At 33.1% G+C, this 19,707-nt stretch carries 21 protein-coding genes; 10 read left to right on the top strand and 11 right to left on the bottom strand.

The window, feature by feature from the left end; genetic code table 11:
• Window positions 1–25: 25 nt before the first annotated feature.
• From dapB to D1818_RS22705, 5 genes are all read left to right on the top strand, one after another.
• The gene (dapB, locus tag D1818_RS22725; protein WP_118462163.1) at window positions 26–724 is read left to right on the top strand and encodes a 4-hydroxy-tetrahydrodipicolinate reductase; all 699 of its coding nucleotides are present in this window, start codon (window positions 26–28) and stop codon (window positions 722–724) included.
• A 64-nt stretch (window positions 725–788) separates the two neighbouring features.
• Window positions 789–2,357, top strand: coding sequence for a signal peptidase I (gene lepB / locus D1818_RS22720; RefSeq protein WP_118462160.1), 1,569 nt, complete (start codon window positions 789–791; stop codon window positions 2,355–2,357).
• Window positions 2,358–2,393: 36 nt separating this feature from the next.
• A complete protein-coding gene (locus D1818_RS22715; protein ID WP_118462158.1) occupies window positions 2,394–3,017 on the top strand; it encodes a WbqC family protein in 624 nt (207 codons plus the stop codon).
• Entirely contained in the window at window positions 3,017–3,325 is a 309-nt protein-coding gene (locus tag D1818_RS22710; protein ID WP_118462156.1) for a DUF6122 family protein, read from the top strand. Before D1818_RS22715 ends, D1818_RS22710 begins: the two co-directional genes overlap by 1 nt.
• 77 nt (window positions 3,326–3,402) lie before the next feature.
• Window positions 3,403–4,173 carry a M949_RS01915 family surface polysaccharide biosynthesis protein gene (locus D1818_RS22705; RefSeq protein ID WP_118462154.1) on the top strand — a complete coding sequence of 257 codons (771 nt, stop codon included), beginning with the start codon at window positions 3,403–3,405 and terminating at the stop codon, window positions 4,171–4,173.
• 67 nt (window positions 4,174–4,240) lie between these two features.
• Here the strand turns inward: D1818_RS22705 and D1818_RS22700 are convergent, their stop codons facing one another.
• The 7 genes from D1818_RS22700 to D1818_RS22670 form a co-directional block, all read right to left on the bottom strand.
• Window positions 4,241–5,260 carry an endonuclease/exonuclease/phosphatase family protein gene (locus D1818_RS22700; RefSeq protein WP_118462152.1) on the bottom strand — a complete coding sequence of 340 codons (1,020 nt, stop codon included), beginning with the start codon at window positions 5,258–5,260 and terminating at the stop codon, window positions 4,241–4,243.
• Between the two features lie 2 nt (window positions 5,261–5,262).
• On the bottom strand, window positions 5,263–6,156 hold the full coding sequence (locus D1818_RS22695) for a rhomboid family intramembrane serine protease (RefSeq protein ID WP_118462150.1): 894 nt from the start codon (window positions 6,154–6,156) through the stop codon (window positions 5,263–5,265).
• Window positions 6,156–6,956 (bottom strand): rhomboid family intramembrane serine protease, encoded by an 801-nt coding sequence (locus D1818_RS22690; protein ID WP_118462148.1) that lies wholly within the window; start codon window positions 6,954–6,956, stop codon window positions 6,156–6,158. The genes D1818_RS22695 and D1818_RS22690 overlap by 1 nt, the downstream gene beginning before the upstream one ends.
• A gap of 6 nt (window positions 6,957–6,962) precedes the next feature.
• The gene (mutL, locus tag D1818_RS22685; protein WP_118462146.1) at window positions 6,963–8,840 is read right to left on the bottom strand and encodes a DNA mismatch repair endonuclease MutL; all 1,878 of its coding nucleotides are present in this window, start codon (window positions 8,838–8,840) and stop codon (window positions 6,963–6,965) included.
• On the bottom strand, window positions 8,841–9,134 hold the full coding sequence (locus D1818_RS22680) for a hypothetical protein (RefSeq protein WP_118462144.1): 294 nt from the start codon (window positions 9,132–9,134) through the stop codon (window positions 8,841–8,843).
• 163 nt (window positions 9,135–9,297) lie between these two features.
• Entirely contained in the window at window positions 9,298–9,795 is a 498-nt protein-coding gene (gene ribH / locus D1818_RS22675; protein WP_118462142.1) for a 6,7-dimethyl-8-ribityllumazine synthase, read from the bottom strand.
• 85 nt (window positions 9,796–9,880) lie between these two features.
• Window positions 9,881–10,654, bottom strand: coding sequence for a tetratricopeptide repeat protein (locus tag D1818_RS22670; protein ID WP_118462140.1), 774 nt, complete (start codon window positions 10,652–10,654; stop codon window positions 9,881–9,883).
• A 136-nt stretch (window positions 10,655–10,790) separates the two neighbouring features.
• Between D1818_RS22670 and D1818_RS22665 the strand changes: the two genes are divergently transcribed.
• The 3 genes from D1818_RS22665 to D1818_RS22655 are packed head-to-tail and all read left to right on the top strand — an operon-like array spanning window position 10,791 to window position 12,602.
• Window positions 10,791–11,879: a DNA replication/repair protein RecF gene (locus D1818_RS22665; RefSeq protein WP_118462138.1), complete on the top strand. Its 1,089-nt coding sequence runs from the start codon at window positions 10,791–10,793 to the stop codon at window positions 11,877–11,879.
• A gap of 12 nt (window positions 11,880–11,891) precedes the next feature.
• Window positions 11,892–12,305 carry a lipocalin family protein gene (locus tag D1818_RS22660; RefSeq protein WP_118462136.1) on the top strand — a complete coding sequence of 138 codons (414 nt, stop codon included), beginning with the start codon at window positions 11,892–11,894 and terminating at the stop codon, window positions 12,303–12,305.
• Entirely contained in the window at window positions 12,306–12,602 is a 297-nt protein-coding gene (locus tag D1818_RS22655; RefSeq protein WP_118462133.1) for a DUF721 domain-containing protein, read from the top strand.
• On the opposite strand, the gene D1818_RS22650 is transcribed toward D1818_RS22655, so the two are convergent.
• The 4 genes from D1818_RS22650 to D1818_RS22635 form a co-directional block, all read right to left on the bottom strand.
• Window positions 12,588–12,980, bottom strand: coding sequence for an acyl-CoA thioesterase (locus D1818_RS22650; protein WP_118462131.1), 393 nt, complete (start codon window positions 12,978–12,980; stop codon window positions 12,588–12,590). The two genes, D1818_RS22655 and D1818_RS22650, sit on opposite strands and share 15 nt — an antisense overlap.
• Before the next feature lie 157 nt (window positions 12,981–13,137).
• Window positions 13,138–14,598, bottom strand: coding sequence for a hypothetical protein (locus D1818_RS22645; protein WP_120752410.1), 1,461 nt, complete (start codon window positions 14,596–14,598; stop codon window positions 13,138–13,140).
• 184 nt (window positions 14,599–14,782) lie between these two features.
• Window positions 14,783–16,216: a hypothetical protein gene (locus D1818_RS22640; RefSeq protein ID WP_118462127.1), complete on the bottom strand. Its 1,434-nt coding sequence runs from the start codon at window positions 16,214–16,216 to the stop codon at window positions 14,783–14,785.
• Window positions 16,217–16,591: 375 nt separating this feature from the next.
• The gene (locus D1818_RS22635; RefSeq protein WP_147406113.1) at window positions 16,592–18,043 is read right to left on the bottom strand and encodes a hypothetical protein; all 1,452 of its coding nucleotides are present in this window, start codon (window positions 18,041–18,043) and stop codon (window positions 16,592–16,594) included.
• A 173-nt stretch (window positions 18,044–18,216) separates the two neighbouring features.
• Between D1818_RS22635 and D1818_RS22630 the strand changes: the two genes are divergently transcribed.
• The gene (locus D1818_RS22630) at window positions 18,217–18,738 is read left to right on the top strand and encodes an RNA polymerase sigma factor (RefSeq protein WP_118462123.1); all 522 of its coding nucleotides are present in this window, start codon (window positions 18,217–18,219) and stop codon (window positions 18,736–18,738) included.
• A gap of 54 nt (window positions 18,739–18,792) precedes the next feature.
• Entirely contained in the window at window positions 18,793–19,707 is a 915-nt protein-coding gene (locus D1818_RS22625) for a FecR family protein (RefSeq protein ID WP_118462121.1), read from the top strand.

The following is a 19,707-nucleotide window of genomic DNA, read 5'->3' as shown; positions in this document are numbered from 1 at the left end:
TTTTATAACCACCATCACTAAAAATATGAATATTGCGCTACTAGGATATGGCAGAATGGGTAAAACCATAGAAAAAATTGCTACAGAAAGAGGTCATACTATTGTACTCACCGTAGATAAGGATGATAAAGAATATGATGTATCTGTTGCTGATGTAGCTATTGATTTTAGCATTCCATCCGCTGCAGTAAATAACATTACGAACTGCTTTAACGCTGGGGTACCTATTGTTTCAGGAACCACAGGTTGGCTGGATCATTATGATCATATCGTATCTCTTTGTAAGGAAAAAAGAGGTGGTTTTATTTACGCTTCAAATTACAGCTTAGGGGTTAACCTATTTTTTGAATTAAACAAAAAATTAGCTAACATGATGAATCCAATAGATGGATATGACATCCATATGGAAGAAATTCATCATACTCAGAAATTGGATGCTCCTAGCGGAACGGCAATTACATTAGCAGAAGGGATTATAGAAAACACTGATAAGGATGCTTGGCAATTAGACAAGGGAGACGATAACACAATTCCTATTGTAGCAAAAAGAATTGAAAACGTTCCTGGTACACATACGGTTACCTATACATCAGCAGTAGATGATATAGAAATCAAACATACTGCACATAATCGTCAGGGATTCGCACTTGGTGCCGTTGTAGCTGCAGAATGGTTATCTGGTAAAACAGGAGTTTTCGGGATGAAAGACGTTTTAGGTCTATAACTAAAAAAAGAAAAAGTGTAACACTTTTGATGTTACTTACACTTATACTAAAAACATATATAGAATGACACTATCAGAATGGTTTATATTTTTCCTGGCGGTACAAGTAATACATTTCTTAGGAACTTGGAAATTATACGTTAAAGCAGGAAGAAAAGCTTGGGAAGCAGGAGTACCAGTATACAATGCAGTAGTATTAATGAAAATAATTAATCGTCCGTGGTGGTGGGTTATATTATTGTTTATCCCTGTGATCAATGTAATCATGCTTCCTGTAATATGGGTAGAAACCATTAGAAGTTTTGGGAAAAACGCCACAACAGATACTATACTTGTAATCGTAACATTAGGATTCTATATCTACTATGTAAACTATATGCTAGATGTTAAACACATAGAAGATAGAGATCTAAAACCGAAAACTAGTACTGGAGAATGGATAAGCTCTATTCTTTTTGCAGTAGTTGCAGCGACACTAGTGCATACATACTTTATGCAGCCTTATACCATACCTACTGGATCTTTAGAAAGAACACTATTGGTAGGAGACTTCTTGTTTGTGAGTAAGTTTCATTATGGTGCTAGAACACCTATGACATCGGTTTCTTTTCCTATGGTACATGACACTATTCCAGTAATAAAGACTAAATCATATAATAGCGATATACAATATCCATATTTCAGATTACCAGGTTTTCAGAAAATTAAACGCAATGATATTGTTGTATTTAGCTGGCCAGTCGATACGGTACGTTTTTTTAGAGATCCATCTGGGATTCATGTCTATAAACCTATTGATAAAAAGTCTAATTACGTAAAACGGTGTGTAGGTGTCCCTGGTGATTCCTTATCGGTTGTTGATGGATATGTCTATATCAATGGGAAACAAACTGAGTTACCTGATAGAGCTCAACTACAGTTTTCCTACACGGGGACTACGAAAGGTAATCGTTTTAATACCCAAAATCTGTACAATCGTTATGGGATTAAACCAAACGAGTTTGGTTATAATAATGAAATATTTCAATCAGGAGGACTAACAGAAGAAGCTGCTACTAAGTTTAAAAATCATCCTAATGTAACTAGCATAAAAAGAACAATCACTCCTCCTGGAAAGAAAGAGTTTGGTATTTTTCCTAATAGTGGCAAAGTAAACTGGAACCGAGATAATTTTGGTGCCATTTATATCCCGGAAGCTGGAAAAACAGTAAAAATGGACCTTAAAAGTTTTTCTTTATATCGAAGAATCATAGAAGTCTATGAAGGATCTGAAATGGGAATTGACAATAAATTATCTGTTAATAAAACTCAGGTATTATTAAACGGAAATCCTATCGACACATATACTTTTAAACAAGATTATTACTGGATGATGGGTGACAATCGTCATAATAGTGAGGATAGTCGGGCTTGGGGGTATGTACCAGCAAATCATATTGTAGGGAAACCTGTTTTTATCTGGATGAGCTGGGATACCAATGCCAAAGGACTTTTTAATAAAATACGATGGGAGCGTCTATTTACCACAGTAGGTGGTAACGGAAAGCCTGTATCTTATTTCTATTACTTCTTGATCGCGCTGATTGGTTATATAGTTTTTAGCAAGTATCGAAAAAGAAAGAAAGCAGCGTAAGATTATTTCCTAGGTATCGAAAAACAATTCTAACTATTGAAAGCTACCCTACTTCATCCTATGTATTTTGGATCTGTTGAGCAATATGTCGCAATAGCACAATCGGATACAATTGTTTTTGAGCATCAGGACAATTACCAAAAGCAAACGTATCGAAATAGGAGCTATATCTATGGAGCAAATGGGAAACTCTTATTGACCATACCCATAAAACACATAGGTAATGGAACTAAACAATTGTATAAGAATGTACGCGTAGAAAATGAGTTTCCGTGGCAATCCATACATTGGAAATCTATCCAATCCGCTTACAGAACCTCTCCTTTTTTTGAGTATTACGAAGATGAAATGGTTCATCTTTTCGAAAAAAGAAAAGATTTTTTATTAGATTTCAATTACGAATGTATGGAGGTTATTTTTGATTGCCTACAATTAAGCTCTTCATACACCAAAACTAAAGATTATAAAAAAGATCCAGAAGATCTGAATGATATGAGAATCTTAGTGAATTCTAAAAAACAAGAAACGCATAAACTAGAAACATACATTCAGGTATTTTCGGACAAACACGGTTTCATTCCCAATCTTTCTATTTTAGACCTATTGTTTAATGAAGGAACAAATGCGCTTACCTACCTAGAGAATCAATCAATTTTTTGATGTTTCGACTAATTATACATTACGGATTTCATTTTGTAATACCGTTAGCTATTGCTTTACTTTTCTTTCCTAAACAATGGAAAAAAGTATATCTCATTTTTCTCGGAACCATGTTGATTGATATTGATCACTTATTGGCAGATCCAATTTTTGATCCAAATCGATGTAGTATTGGATTTCACATTTTGCACAGTATATACGCTATAATCATATATACTATTTTATTATTTCCTAAAAAAACAAGAGTTGTGGCTATAGGGTTACTCTGGCACATTATAACGGATCAATTAGACTGTTGGATGATGTAAATGCGCTTATTTAGAAAATATTCTTTACATTTAATACAAAACTAGTTGTACATATTTCTTTTTAACCCTGTTTTCCTATGAATAGATTTCTACTTTTTACCGTTTTAATAACCTTTTTCTCTTGCGGAAAACAAACTAAAGAATCAAAGGAAGATTCTAAAAGTCAAATAGAAAACATTGAAGTGTTGCCCATACAAAAACACGCTACCATACCCATGGACACAACACTGGCTAGAAAACTTTCCAAAAAAGAGATGAATACTATTTTCTCTAATAGGAGACAGATTCAATTAGGTATTTCTAACCCATTATACCAAGCATATAATTATAAAGACAAATCAGGTGAATATTATTTGTTACTAACTGACCATAAAAATGTCGTAAACGAAGAAAAAGATACCTTATACGATAATATATATGGGTTAAACTTAAGAGTTGAAAAAAATCAATTTAAGAAAAGATCAACAATTAAAGGTGAGATAGATCAAGAATGGGAAACTTCAATCGGTTTCTGGAATCAATACTCACAATTATCAGATCTTGATGGTGACGGTGAAGTAGACCCTATAATAGTATATGGCACCACTACGCATAGTATGTATGAAGATGGTAGAGTAAAAATTATAGCTTATTATAAAAAAAGCAGAGTAACTATTAAACATCAGAACAGTGAAATTTCTGATGGAAGAATTACTAAAATTAGCAAGAAACTCTATAATTTTCCAATACAAATACAAGAAGCTGTAATAGAAAAAATGAAACTAATGACAAAAAATGGCCACGCTATTTTTGCCGATGATTGGGAGAAAAGTATAAAAAATAAAGCTACTCGTTTAGAAAATAAATAAAGCTTTAAGATCAAGTGTGCTTGCTAATCCCCGTTATATGTTTAAAGCAATCTTTATATTTTATAAGCTATAGTTTGATTCTTGAAAATATAGGATAGTGATCAGAAAGTTCTATATCAAAACTTTTAAAATCTACTACTTCAGTATCTTCTGGAACTAAAATAAAATCGATCCTGGCCGGAAACAGCTCAAAATTAAAGGTTTTCCCGAACCCTTTACCTGCTTCCTTAAAAGTATCCTGAAGGTTTTCCGATTTTATCTTGTCATATATATACGAATATGCTGTATTATTAAAATCACCCATTACGATATTCTTATATGGTGATGATTTCATATGCTCGATAAGCTGTTCTGCTTGGCTTTGTTGTTTTTTGAAGGAAACTTGTATCCGTTTGAACAACTTCTGAGAATCCGCCTTCGCTAAATCATGAGTTTTAGTACTAATTCCGTGAGATTGTAAATGGACATTGTACACTCTAATAGTATCAGACGGCGTCGCAATATCGGCAAAAATCACATTATTGGCAGTCTTCTTAAAACTTAGCGAGCCTTTATTTATAAACGGATATTTAGAAAAAATAACTAATGCCAATTCTTGACTACCGTGATGAAAGTATTCATACTTATGATCGTATTGCTTAAAATCTATATCTGGATTATTATAAAACTCTTGTGCACAAAAAATATCAGGGTTCTCATCTCTTACCAATTTAGAAATATCCTTTGGTATGATGTCCGAATCAATCCATTTAAACCGATTAAAAGCGTGGACATTAAAACTGAACAATGAAAGTGTACTTTCACTAATTTCATCAGATGATTTTCCTCTTAATTTATATAAAGAAGATACATGAGAAATTCCAAGAATTAGCACTATTAATGACAATAACATCTTACGTTTTAAGAGTATTGCCCAATACAACAGAAAAAGAACGTTAATAACAATTAAAATGGGTACAGTAAGACTCAATACAGATAATAACGGAAATGTTTGCGGAGAAATATATGGCAATAAATATGACATCAATAATGCAAAAGCCACTACCGAATTGATAAAAAATATAATCTTATTAACCAGTTTTCTCATGATTAATCTTTGCCCGCTTTAAACAAAAAGTCTTTTTCTTGTTTGGTTAAGCTATCGTAACCACTTTTACTAATTTTATCAAGTATTGCGTCTATCTGAGCTTGATTGGGGTTTTTAGTAGTTGAGGAAGTTGTTGTTTTAGTAGTGTTTCTTGGTTTCTTAGCTTTATGCACTGTTTTTAAAGGACTTTTATTTCTTGGCTTAAAAAGACTTACCACTCCATCCATTAACTTCTCAAACCAACTTCCTATATCATTGCCTTTCTTTAACTGACTAGCATACAAATAACCAAATAATGCTCCTCCGAGATGAGCGATATGACCACCTGCATTGCTAGCAGGTATTTGGATAAGATCCATTATAACAAAAAAAGCCGCTATCCACCAGAACTTAATACTACCTATAAACATTAATCTAATGCTCATGTTAGGTATATACGTTGCTATGGCTATCAATATTGCCATAACCGAAGCAGAAGCTCCTAACAATACTGAATCACCTACTTCCGAAAAAGCCGGAAATAAATTATAAGATAGCATGTAAAGTACTGCTCCAAAAATTGCTCCCAGAAAATAAACAGTTAACACTCTCTTTCCTGTAAGATAAGAGACAAAATATCTTCCTGAAAAATAAAGGATAATCATATTGGATGCAATATGCCAAAGACCACTATGTAAAAAAGCATACGTTATAATGGACCAAGGTTGTGTCAAAAAGCTACTAAACTCTTTTGGAAAGACAAACCAATCCATCAAAAAGCCACTAGAAGCATTAAACAAGAAAGCAAACGTATTTAACAGGTAAAAAGATACGAATACAACAATATTGATTACTATCAATTTCTCAATAATAGTAAATCTCTTAAACTTCAATTTTAAATCGTCTATCTGCGACATTAGTTCCAACGATTTTGATTAAACGAATTCTTTTTCCAGTACCAAACCATCATAAATCCAAACAGAGCTCCTCCTAAGTGAGCTAAATAAGCCGTATTTGATGGGCTAAAAATGGAATATCCTGACAGCATAGAAAATAGATCTAATAAGAGTATAGCAGGAATAAAATATTTTGCTTTTATAGGTATAGGAAGAAATATCAACATTAACGGTGTCTCTGGAAACAAAACACCAAAAGCGACCAGTACTCCCATTAAAGCTCCAGAAGCACCTACCAAAGTACCCATGAAATTTCTTCCAAGACTTTGAAATCCATCATCACCTAGAACTAATGCCCATTTATCATATTCTGGATGAGTCATATGTCCCTCGTTAAGTATCCCCAAAACTGATTCCTTATCAAAACCAGCATTTACTAAGGAAGTAAGTTCTGACTGAAACTGAAAATAATCCCATCCAGCGTGTATTAATAAAGCTCCCAAACCTGCGGAAATATAAAAAAACACAAACTTCTTTGTTCCTAAAAACTTCTCAACTGGCGTTCCAAACATCCAAAGACCGAACATATTAAATAATATATGCTGAAAATAAATTGTCTCTCCACCTCCTGGAGTTGGAACATATCCTGCATGCATAAACATATGCGTAAAAACCTGCCAAGGCTTAAACAAATCACTCATAACAAAATGGTAGGCAAAAAGGTTCTCAAATAAAACTCCTCTTCCTAAAGATATTGTTCCTATCCAAAAAATTACATTAATAATTAATATGTGCTTTACAGCTGGTGAAATTCCCCTCATTTACTTTTAAAATTTTTTATCTATATCATCTACTGTTAACGTGATGAAAGTTGGCTTATTATCTGGTGTTACTGTTGGTTCTGTGCAAGCAAAAAGACTATTTACTATATGCTGTTGTTGCTCTTTGGCTAGATCCACTCCTGTTCTCACAGCTATGCTCCCTGAAATAGATCTTGCCAATAAATCAGTTAAAGAAAATCCACTATCAGGTACTTCCTGTTCTATATCACTAACTAACTTCTCTAAGAGTACAGAAACTTCACTTTCGGTAGTTACGGTAGGTATACCAGAAATAGATATTTCTTCTCCTGCAATATCTCCAAAAACAAAGCCAGTATTTTCTAAATGTTCGCGCACAGACTTTAACAACGCTATTTCTTGTTTAGAAAAAGATAACTTTAGAGGAAATAGTAACTGCTGGCTTACAGCACTAGCCATTGTAATATTGCGCAACACCTCTTCATACAATATCCTCTGATGTGCTCTGTGTTGATTAATAATCACCATACCACTTTTAATAGTAGTCACAATATATTTTCGTCTTAGCTGATATGTCGTATTATGCTCCAATGCGGCTTCCTGATCACTATTAAATAAAGAACCGGTTACCTCAGAACTTTCAAACTGTATGGAAGAAAATTCACTTTCAGTAGGTTTAGACGGTATTTCTGTAGTATCCAGACCAGCATATAAATTTTCCCAACTACCTGTAGATTCTTTCTTAAAACTAGAATAACTTTTGGCAGAAGAAAATGATGAATCTTCTTTCTTTTCCTCTTTAAAAGGATTAAAATTTCGATCAACTTCTATGGTTGGCGTTTTCACCATTTTACTTTTATACTCATACGGAGTATCCATAGATGCATCTCTATTAAAATCTAATATAGGCGCAACATTAAATTGTCCTAAACTATGTTTTATCGTAGATCGCAACATTGCATACAACGCATGTTCATCATCAAACTTAATTTCAGTTTTTGTAGGGTGAATATTAATATCTATTGATATTGGATCTACTGTTAGATAAATAAAATAACTAGGATGTGTTTTCTCTTTCAGTAATCCTTCGAATGCAGAATTCACTCCATGATTCAGGTAAGCACTTTTAATAAACCTATTGTTTACAAAAAAGAACTGCTCTCCTCGAGTACGTTTTGCATACTCAGGCTTGCACACAAATCCTGTAATACTTACTAAATCGGTTTCTTCATCAACCGGAACTAGTTTCTCATTAGTTTTCCCTCCAAAAATATGGACAATTCGTTGTCTGCAATTAGAAATTGGTAAACTAAAAACCTCACTTCCGTTGTGATACATGTCAAATTTAATATCAGCATGTACCATCGCTACTCTATGAAATTCATCAATAATGTGACGTAGCTCTACTGCATTTGATTTCAGAAAATTACGGCGTGCAGGAATGTTATAAAATAAATTCTTAACACTAATAGAAGTTCCTTTTGGTGTAACGCAAACTTCTTGAGAAACGACTTCACTACCTTCTATTTTAATCTCTGTTCCGACCTCATCATCTTCCTGTTTGGTCTTTAACTCCACATGAGCAATCGCTGCAATAGATGCAAGTGCTTCTCCTCTAAACCCTTTGGTATTGAGTTGAAAAAGATCTTCTGCTGTTTTTATTTTGGAAGTTGCGTGTCGTTCGAAACTGAGTCGAGCATCTGTGACACTCATACCTAAACCATCATCAATCACTTGGATAAGTGTTTTTCCAGCTTCTTTAACAATCAATTTTATATGAGTAGCTCTGGCATCAATCGCATTTTCTAATAGTTCTTTAACTACGGAAGCCGGTCTCTGCACCACCTCTCCGGCAGCTATTTGATTGGCTACGTGATCCGGTAATAGTTGGATGATATCTGACATTTATTGTCGGGCAGTAAATATGGATAAATCAAAATCAATTAAATATAAAAAGATAAAGATTAGTACAAATGCAACATAAATAACTCTTCGATTTATTTCTCGATTGCCTCTATTTCTGCTAGCTTTTCGATCTTCACTCCATTGAGATCCGAAGTCAATTGCATTTCTAGTTTCACGATATTTAGTAATTCTATTTTCGAAATCATAAATATTTCCTTTACTCTTTCCTTCGTAATACCTTGGAGTATAGTTATATCTTCGATTTGTTTTTCTCTTAGGGATACTTAATTTCACGTGATGCTCCTTTCTTTTTATATTATCCAAATATACTTAAAATGCATAGTAATCTAAAGCTTTTAGCATTACAATAACATTGAAAATATCAACATCAAGTATAATGCCATTTTTAGGATTCATAAAAAGTTAAGGTAGTATAGAAAGCGTGTAATATCCCTTCCTAGAACTTAGCATCTTTTCGTAATTGTGCCATTTTTATCGCAGCGATAGCAGCCTCTGTACCTTTATTACCGTGTTTACCACCTGATCGATCAATCGATTGCTGCATATTATTATCAGTAAGAACACAAAAGATTACAGGAATATCACTCTGGATATTTAAATCCTTAATTCCCTGAGTGACTCCGTCGCATACAAAATCAAAATGCTTTGTTTCTCCCTGAATAACACTACCAATAGCTATTACCGCATCAAGCATATCGTAGGATTCCTGCATTTTTTTACAACCATAGATTAACTCAAAACTTCCTGGTACATTCCACCTTACAATATTCTCCTTGATAGCTCCGCAGTCTATTAAAGCATCAAAAGCCCCTTGAAAAAGACCTTCAGTAATTGTGTCATTCCATTCTGAAACAACAATCCCAAACCGAAAATTTTTCGAGTTTGGGATTGTTGTTTTATCGTATTGAGATAAATTTTTATTTTCTGTAGCCATATTTGGTTGACCGTTTATTGTTAGTAGTTGATAGTTTCTATGACTTTGTTTTAAAAACTAAGAACTAAAAACCAACAACTGTAAACTACTTAAGCATTCCTTGAGCTCTTCCTAAGTGTACATCAGCTTGATTAGCTTCTACACTTTTAGAAAACTCTTCTTTTATTCTTTCTAGGTATGTAACTGCTATTTCTGGTTTCCCTAATGAAATTGCAGTGATCGCCGCCTTTAATAAAAACTTAGGAGTTGTAAATTCATTGTTCTTAGCTTTTGCCGCTTTTTCATAATAAGATAAAGCTTCACCCATTTGATCTAACTGAGCAAATGCATCACCGATTCCTCCTAATGCCAAAGGACCAAGCATTTCGTCATCACTCTTAAACTTATCAAGATAATCAATAGCTTCTTGATACTTGTTCATATTTAGGTATGAAAACCCTGCATAATAATTGGCCAAGTTAGATGCCTTAGTACCACTATAGTTTTCTATGATTTCTAAAAACCCGTATTTACCTTCTCCTCCATTAAGAGCTAATGTATATAAAGAATCGCTAAGAGTAGTATTACCATTTACTGCATTATCAAAATATTGCTGTGCTTTGAACATCTCATTAGATGCTTCTAATTCTTTTGGCTCCTGAATATATTTCTGATATCCAAGATATCCTAAAACTACAACAGCGATAGCACCAACAATGATAAATATATATTTTTGATTAGCAGCAACCCATTCTTCAGTTCGGGAAGCACCTTCATCTAAAGTATTAAATACCTCAGCAGTTGTAGAATTGTCTTCTAATTGTTCTACCTCTTCTGCTTTATTTTTTGGTTTGTATCCTCGTTTCTTATAAGTTGCCATAAATTATATTTAATGAACGGCAAAAATAAAATTTTTATTCATAATTAAAAGCGAAAATATTTGTTATTTTTCAATATTTTGCACTTCTTATTTGAGAATTTCAAAAAAGTCACTACTCACTGATGATCAGTAATTTATGATTCTAAAATCACTTTCCTTAATCAATTATAAAAATTTTGAATCCGTTAATTTCGAATTTGATGATAAGATTAATTGCCTTGTTGGACACAATGGAGTAGGAAAAACTAATATCCTTGATGCTATTTATCATTTATCTTTTGGGAAAAGCTATTTCAACCCAATTACAGGTCAAAACATAAAACATGACGCTGATTTTTTTGTAGTTGAGGGATTGTATGAAAAATCAGATCGAGAAGAAAAAGTAATTGTTAGTGCAAAAAGGGGACAAAAAAAGGTAATAAAACGAAATGGCAAAGCCTATGACACTTTTAGTGAACATATCGGTTTTCTTCCACTAGTTATTATTTCTCCTGCGGACAGAGACCTTATTACAGATGGAAGTGACACCCGTCGTAAATTTATAGATGGTGTAATCTCTCAGAGTGATACTGCATATCTTTCTACCTTATTAAAATACGCTAAAGTTGTTTCTCAACGTAATTCTCTATTAAAGTATTTTGCTGCTAACAACACATTTGATGCAACTACTTTAGAAATTTACAATCAACAAATGAATGAGCTTGGTAGTATCATTCATGAGAAGAGAACTACTTTCCTAGAAACATTTATACCTATTTTCATAAATCGTTATGAAGCTATTAGCTCTGGCAAAGAATCTGTTGCACTAAGTTATCAAAGTAAATTATCAGAAAATGATTTACTAACGCTTTTGGAACAAAACTTAGCAAAAGATAGGATGTTACAATATACAAGCGTAGGAGTGCATAAGGATGATTTATCTTTTGAAATAGAAGGGCATCCAATAAAAAAGTTCGGAAGTCAAGGACAACAAAAATCATTTTTGATAGCATTAAAGCTTGCCCAATTCGATTTTATCAAAAAACAAAGTAAGGTAAATCCACTACTCCTTTTAGATGACATTTTTGACAAACTTGATGAAAAAAGGGTAGAACATATAATACAGCTTGTGGATGATCAGAATTTTGGTCAACTTTTTATTAGTGATACTCATGCAGATCGTACAGAAAATGTGGTAAAAAAAATATCTCAATCTTATAAGATTATTAAGCTGGGATTAGATTAAAAAATCGAATTTATGTCAAAATATATCGTATATACAATAGCATTACTATTAGTTTCATGTTCAAAACCAAATCCAGAAACATTTATTAAACATATTGACGGGTATTGGGAAATTGAAAAAGTAATTACTTCTGACGGCTTGGAAAAACAATACAATTTTAATCAAAGCATTGACTTCTTTGAAGTAACTAATATGACAGGAATTCGCAAAAAAGTACAACCACGATTAAACGGTAATTTTATCGCGACCAGAGATAGTGAAACATTTACCTTAGTTATCGAAAACGACAGCCTAAGAATGCATTATAAAACTCCATTATCGATCTGGAAAGAAACATTAATTTCTGCAAAAGAAAACCAGATGATCATAAGGAATGATGCAGGAAATCTTTACTTTTACAAACCATATACAAAGATTGAATTATAAATGGCAAGGCGACAAAATGATCTTCAAAGCATAAACAACGTTCTCAAAGATTTTGTGAGCGAAAACAAACTTCAGAAAGGCCTGGACAAGGTAGAGGTACGCGATGTTTGGGAACAAATTATGGGTCCTGCTATTAATAAATACACCAGAAACATTAAACTAGACAGAGAAACCTTATATATAGAACTTACTTCTTCAGTTCTTAGAGAAGAACTAAGCTATGGAAAAGAAAAAATCATTACCAATCTTAATGAAAGCCTCGGAAGAGAGCTGATTAAGAAATTAGTTTTGCGCTAACCTATCCCTTACGAATTCAATTTTAGTTTTACCATGTGGTGCAGGTTTTCCATTCTCATCCAGATTAACCATAGTAATTTTTTCTACTTTAATAATTGCTTTTCGAGTTAGTTTATTTCTAACCTCACAAGTTAAAATTAAAGAGGATCTTCCAAACTTTACTACGTCCATTCCTATTTCTACAATGTCACCCTGAACAGCAGAACTTACAAAATTTATTTCCGACATAAATTTTGTTACAACTCTTTTGCTTTCTAACTGAATAACTGCATAGAGTGCAGCCTCTTCATCAATCCATTCTAACAATCTACCTCCAAATAACGTTTCATTTGGATTTAGATCACCCGGTTTTACAATCTTTCTTGTATGATATCTCATTTCCCTTTACTTTGCTACAAAATTACACAAATAAAGATCTGAACACAGTTCTTTAACACACTACAAAGAAGAATTATCTTTTTCTGAATTTAGGAAGAATGATACTAATAGATCTCAAATTTTAGTCTAATAATTTTATAGCTTTAATAAGACAACACTATTGAATTATTAACTCTTCACAAAATTGCGTTCCTTCAGGACAAGTAGGAGTTTCTGCTCTAATACAAATTTCATAGGTTCCTGGGTCAAATTGGAAAAACAACATATTATCCCCTCCTTGACCACCATCCTGTTCTATAACATCTCCATTTATTTCCCATTCATAGATTATGGTATCGATATTTTCAAAATTTGCTGTAAAATTATAACCTGTTGTATTTCCTTCTTGCTCTATTATAAAGGATAAATCTGGACAGATCGGTTCCACGACAATTTCTTTACAAAACTCCCTTCCATCCGGACAAGAAGGTGTTGTTGTTTTTATACAAACAGTATGAACTCCTGGTGAAAATTCAGAGAAAAACATATTATCGCCATTAACACCTCCATCTTCCTCTATAAGCTCGTTATCAATAAGCCATTGATAGGTTAACTCATCTATTCCTTCAAAATTAGCAACAAAAGAATAGTTCAATGTTCCTGGTTCTTGTTCAGATTCGAAAAACAATTCTGGACAAACGGTTGCTACCTCGATCGTTTCACAAAATTCTATGCCTTCAGGACAGCTATCCGTTTCTGCTTTTATACAAACAATATAAGTACCAGGTGCTTCAAAATCACGTATTAATATATTATCCCCTTGATTATTTGGTCCATCACTCTCAATAAATTGATCATCTACAAACCAATCATAAGTACCTAAAACTATTAAATCAGGAAAATCAGCTGTAAATTGATACCCTAGGTTAAAGCGATCTTCTATTTCAAAAGTAAAATTTAATTCAGGACAACGACGCTCACAAGATTCCGTAATTCTGAAAAAACCAAAATAAGTATCTATAGAGGTACTCTCAAAATTTGGAGCTACTAATACATTTACCGGAAATTTAAATTCAGGTTGATACGTTAGACCTTGATTTTGATAAAAAATCGCAAATTCTTCATCTGAAGTTATATTTGTTTCATTTCCATCTATATTTAATAAAACTACTGGATAATCCAACTTAAAACAGTTGTTAAAAAAGCGATCAAATTCGTCTCTTACAGTGTCAAACTCACATTCTCTCAATATGTTAAGCAAAGCAGCTTCATTAGTTATAGAAACTTCAACATCCGTATTTCTAAAAACAATCTGAACCGGAAATTGTAATCCGGTAACATTAAAATTAACTCCTTGACTAGAAATCACATCTGCCAACCCCTCGTAACTATCAATCCTGATAGTTGAATTCGTATTATATCCCAAGGTAATTGGATATACAAATTTAAAACACTGTTCATTTTCGGAAGGAAAATTAGTAGCATCACCAAAATTATTAAGAACCGTTACTAAGGCGGCACTTGATATCACATTATCTGTATTTTCTTCTGGAAAGAACGAGTCATCATTGACACAACTGCTAAAGAGTATCGAAAAGAGTAATATTGATAATTGTATATATGTATTGAAATTCTTCAAAATAACTTGTCTTTATATAAGTAAAACGTCTGAAAACCAGCCTACCCCACCCCCAGAATAAAATAAATTATCCATCTATTTTAGATCACAATCTAACATATCTTATTGGTAAAACAAAATTCCCTGGAAGAATGGCAATGCTCCCAGGGAATTAACCTAATTAATCTAACCTAACTAAACCTTTTTATTCGATCACTAATGTTTTACAAAATGTAGTTCCATTAGGACAATTCGGTGTTTCTGCAATGATACAGATTTCGTATGTACCTGATCCGAACTGGTAGTATAAATAATCATCTCTATCGTTACTACCTATAATTTCAGAGTTCACAACTTCTCCATTGATTGTCCATTCATATGAAATATCATTCATTCCCTCGAATTCTGCCCAGAAATTATATCCGGGAGTATCTCCTTCTTGTTCAATCTGGAAGTTCAGATTTGGGCAATCCGAAGTTGTTTCTTCAATTTCTATTACTTTACAGAATGTAGTACCATTTGGACATTCCGGAGTTTCAACAGAAAGACACACTTCATAACTTCCTGAATTAAATTGATAGTAAAAAGGATCATCGTGTCCAGAACTAGTTCCTACATATTCTCCATTTATAGACCATTCTAATACTACATCATTGATGCCATCAAAAGCGTTTGGATAAAAATAGTATGCAGGATTGTTACCATCTTGTTCTGCCTCAAAGAATAATTCTGGGCAAACACTAGGGTCACCTTCAATCTCAATAATTTTGCAATATGAAGTTCCTTGTGGACACTCTGGAGTTTCAGTTTTTAAACATACTTCATATCTTCCTGGCTCGAATTGATAGTAGAATCTGTTATTGTCTCCGTTATTAGAATCCTCTACAAACTCTCCATTAATAAACCATCCTAACCACTCGAATTGATCTGCACCTTCAAACTCTACCTGGAAGTAATATGCCGGGTTATCACCATCTTGTTCTGCAATAAAAAACAATTCTGGACAATCTTCTTCTGTATCTCCTTCTTCTACTTCAATCACCTTACAATACGAAGTTCCATTAGGACATTCAGGAGTTTCAGACATAATACATACTTCATAGCTACCAGGCTCATTAAATTCCCAAAACAGATAGTTATCATCATTCTGATTATCATTACTTACTACTTCTCCATTGATAAACCACTCATAACGAGTTTCTTCAATTCCTGGGAAATCTGCAATAAACTTATATTTATTTGGTCTTTCATATTGTCTTGCTTCAAAGAATAAGTCTGGACAAGGATCTGTTTCATCAATGTCTACTTCAATCTCTTTACATACTTCTATAGGACAAGAATCGCTTGCTACTTTTACACAAACAGTATATGTCCCTTCTTCGAATTGATATTCGAAAATTTGATTTGCTATATCATCTAGATTACCGGTATCTATTTCTTCACCATCAATAGACCAAGTAAGTCTTACATCTTCGATACCATCAAATTGAGCAGCAAATCTATATACCGCACTACCAGAAACATTGTCTACATTAATAGTAACATCTGGACAGTTTTCTAATTCTTCAATCTCTTCACAAGAAATAAATCCTAACAGTAATGCAAAGATCATTACATACCAAATACTAAGTTTTTTCATCGTTATAATTTTTAGGGGTTGTCAATAATTAATTGTCCGAACCTTTTTATCGGCTCTACAATAATGAAACGCGGTTAAAAAAGAATACCCCACCCCTTCCTTCAAAAAAAATGTTAAAAAGTAATTTTTGGAATAAATTACCTCGATATGAGTATACGAGATATTCAATAAAAAATAGTTTTTAAAATTCCCAAGCAAGCTTTGCGGTATTGGACCTGAGATCTCTCTGAAATACGAGATTAGTTCAATTAGTAATTTTGAATGCACTGCTATATAATTTTCATTCACCTAGACCGATCACTAATAAAAAAAATGAGGTTGTAATAGGATACAACCTCATCATTCTAAAATTATGATTTACTGAAAATTATTTTTCTATATCCCCTGAAAGTCAACTTGTATACACTCTTGTAAACTTCCACATTCAGAAGATTCTGCTTTGTAACAAATCTCATATCTTCCAGTTTGTGTAAGGTGGTCTTGTAGAATTAAAAAATGTCCAGTTGCTGTTGTTGGCGTAACTTGATTTCCATCGATTTCCCAAACTACAGAATTATTATCTAAACCAAATAGAATTACACCATTCGCGTTTACGAATTCTGCAGTATTAGTTTCAAAATACTCTAGTTTAAAGACAGAGCAATCTACTGGCTCTGGTTCTGGAATTACTATATCTCTACAGAATTCTGTTCCATTTGGACACTCATTAGTCTCTGCTTTGATACAAACAGTATAAGTTCCTGGATTATATGAAGACAAATCTAACTTATCATCTCTATCTTGACTCTGTAAACTTTCTGTTTCTACTAACGTCCCATTAACAAACCATTCATATACATCCAATTGATCAATTCCAGAAAAATTTGCGAACATTAATGTTCCTTCTTCGATAAATGATAAGTCTGGACAAGAACCATTGTTAGTATCTCCAACTTCTATTTCTTTACAGAAAGGTTCTGCTTGGGTACAAGTTGGACTTTCTGAGATAAGACAAACTGTATATTTTCCTGCCTCTAGTGTACTCAGTAGAAATTTATTATCACCTTGAAAATCTAACCCTTCATTCTCTATTAAAGTTTCATTACCTAATACCTCGCCAGTAATCTTCCAAGCATAAAATCCTAAATCCGCTATACCTTCAAAATCCGCTATCAAATATTCTCCTTCTCTTGTAAAAGCTAGATCAGGGCAAGAATCCTGTCCATTACGATCGATAGAAATCTCTTCACAATATTCTGTACTAGTACAAGTTGGACTTTCTGAAATTAAACAAATAGTATACGTTCCTTCTTCTAAATTAACAAGAGAAAACTTGTTATCTCCTTGATTATCGGTTCCCTCGTTCTCTATAATAACTTCATTATCAAGAGTCTCTCCAGTAACTTGCCAAGCATAAAATTCTAGTGTATCAATACCCTCAAAATCAGCTATTAGATAATCCCCATCTCTTGTAAACTTTAATTCTGGGCAACCTTCCATATCTTCTCCTACAACTATTTCCTTACAAAACTCTACACCTGCTGGACAATCAGGGGTTTCTGCTTTGATACAAACAGTATAAGTTCCAGGATTATATTCAGAAATATCTAAGGTATTATCGCGTTGATCCTCTAATCTTTCGGTTTCTATCAATTCATCATTTACAAACCACTCGTAAACATCTAAACTATTTATTTCTTCAAAATTTGCAATTAATTTCCCACCATCTCTTTCAAAAGATAATTCAGGGCATTCTGTTGTTGGATCGGTATCATCGTTTTCTTCACAAGAAGTAAATATTACCATAAGCCCTAATATGAGTAGGCTAAGTATTCTAAGATTTTTCATTTTAATTTTTTAATTAAAGATTAAGTAAAACTCAATTGAGATATTTTGTGTGTTATAACACATATAAAACGCCAAGGAATACAACTACCCCACCCCTTACTTTCATATTTTTTTTGATTTATTTTTTTTCGTATCAGAAAAAAATCTAGTTTTGACAACAAATCAATCCCCAAATGTCTGACAGTAAAAACTCTACTTGTGATGAACAAGCCTTTGACCAATTTTTCAAAAGTCATGCAAAGCTTTTGAGAAGTTACCTATACTATAAATTCGGGGATCTTGATCAAGCAGAAGATATTGTACAAGACTCTTTTATTAAATTATGGAATAATTGTGCAAAGGTTCCTTTAGATAAAGCAAAAAGCTATGTCTATACCATAGCTACTAATCTTGGAATTAGTATCGCACGTCACCAGCAAGTAAAGTTTAAACATCAAAATTACATTACGCAACGAAAAAGTGATGTTACCAATGAATCTCCAGAATTCGTTATGCTCGAAAAAGAATATATGGAGAAACTAAAAAATGCTATAGCTGATTTACCTGATAGACAAAGAGAAGTTTTTCTTTTGAGCAGAATTGATAAAAAAACATATAGAGAAATTGCGGAGTTATCTAATGTATCAGTAAAAGCAATCGAGAAATTAATGCATAAAGCACTAGTAACATTAAGAAAAAAAATTGGAAATATTTAAAACGGAGGTAGGGTAATACCAAACTTAAACGTTTTTATTATATATAAGCAGATTATGTTTGACGATAAAAAAGATGATATATTCTTGTCCAGATGGATAAATGGAGAACTTTCTCCAGAGGAACTTAAGGAGTTCCAATCCCATCCGGAGTACACTCATTACAACAAGATTATGGCTGGTGCTGATGCTTTGGATCTAACAACGTATGATGTAGATAAAGCTTTAAACACTGTAAAATCAAAAAGAAATACTCATTCTCAGAAAGACACAAAACCTGTTATTAAACTTTGGCCATATTTCGCTGCAGCGGCTTCCATTGTAATTATATTTGGATTATTCTTATTCAATTCTAATGATTCCTTTACAACTTCTTTTGGAGAACAATTAACGGTTACGCTTCCTGATGGTTCGGAAATGATACTTAATGCTAAATCTGAAGCCAGTTTTGACAAAAACAATTGGGATACTAACCGAACTGTATCTTTAGACGGGGAAGCTTATTTTAAAGTAAAAAAGGGAAGTACCTTTACGGTAGCAACAATTAATGGAGATGTTTCTGTATTAGGAACTGAGTTTAATGTACAATCACAAGCTTCGTTTTTTGAAGCAGTTTGTTATGAAGGAAGAGTTAGTGTTACAAGTGGACAAGACAATACAGTTCTTACAGCAGGAAAAGGATATAGAAAAATTGCCCGTACCGCTTCAGAGAATTGGACTTTTGACGCACTAGAACCTTCCTGGATTTCTAATACAAGTTCGTTTAGAAGTGTTCCGCTACACTATGTTTTTAAAGAGTTAGAGGATCAGTACAATATCGCTATCGACACAAAAAATATAGATACTGATATAATTTACACCGGAACTTTTCCTAATAATGATATAGATGTTGCCCTTAAAACAGTTTTTAGTACCTTAGGTTTGCAATACCAACTATTGCAAAACGGTAAGACCGTGGTAGTAGAAAATTAA

It is taken from the genome of Aquimarina sp. BL5 (assembly GCF_003443675.1).
GTDB lineage: Bacteria > Bacteroidota > Bacteroidia > Flavobacteriales > Flavobacteriaceae > Aquimarina.
This window is presented reverse-complemented; position numbering and strand designations above follow the sequence as displayed.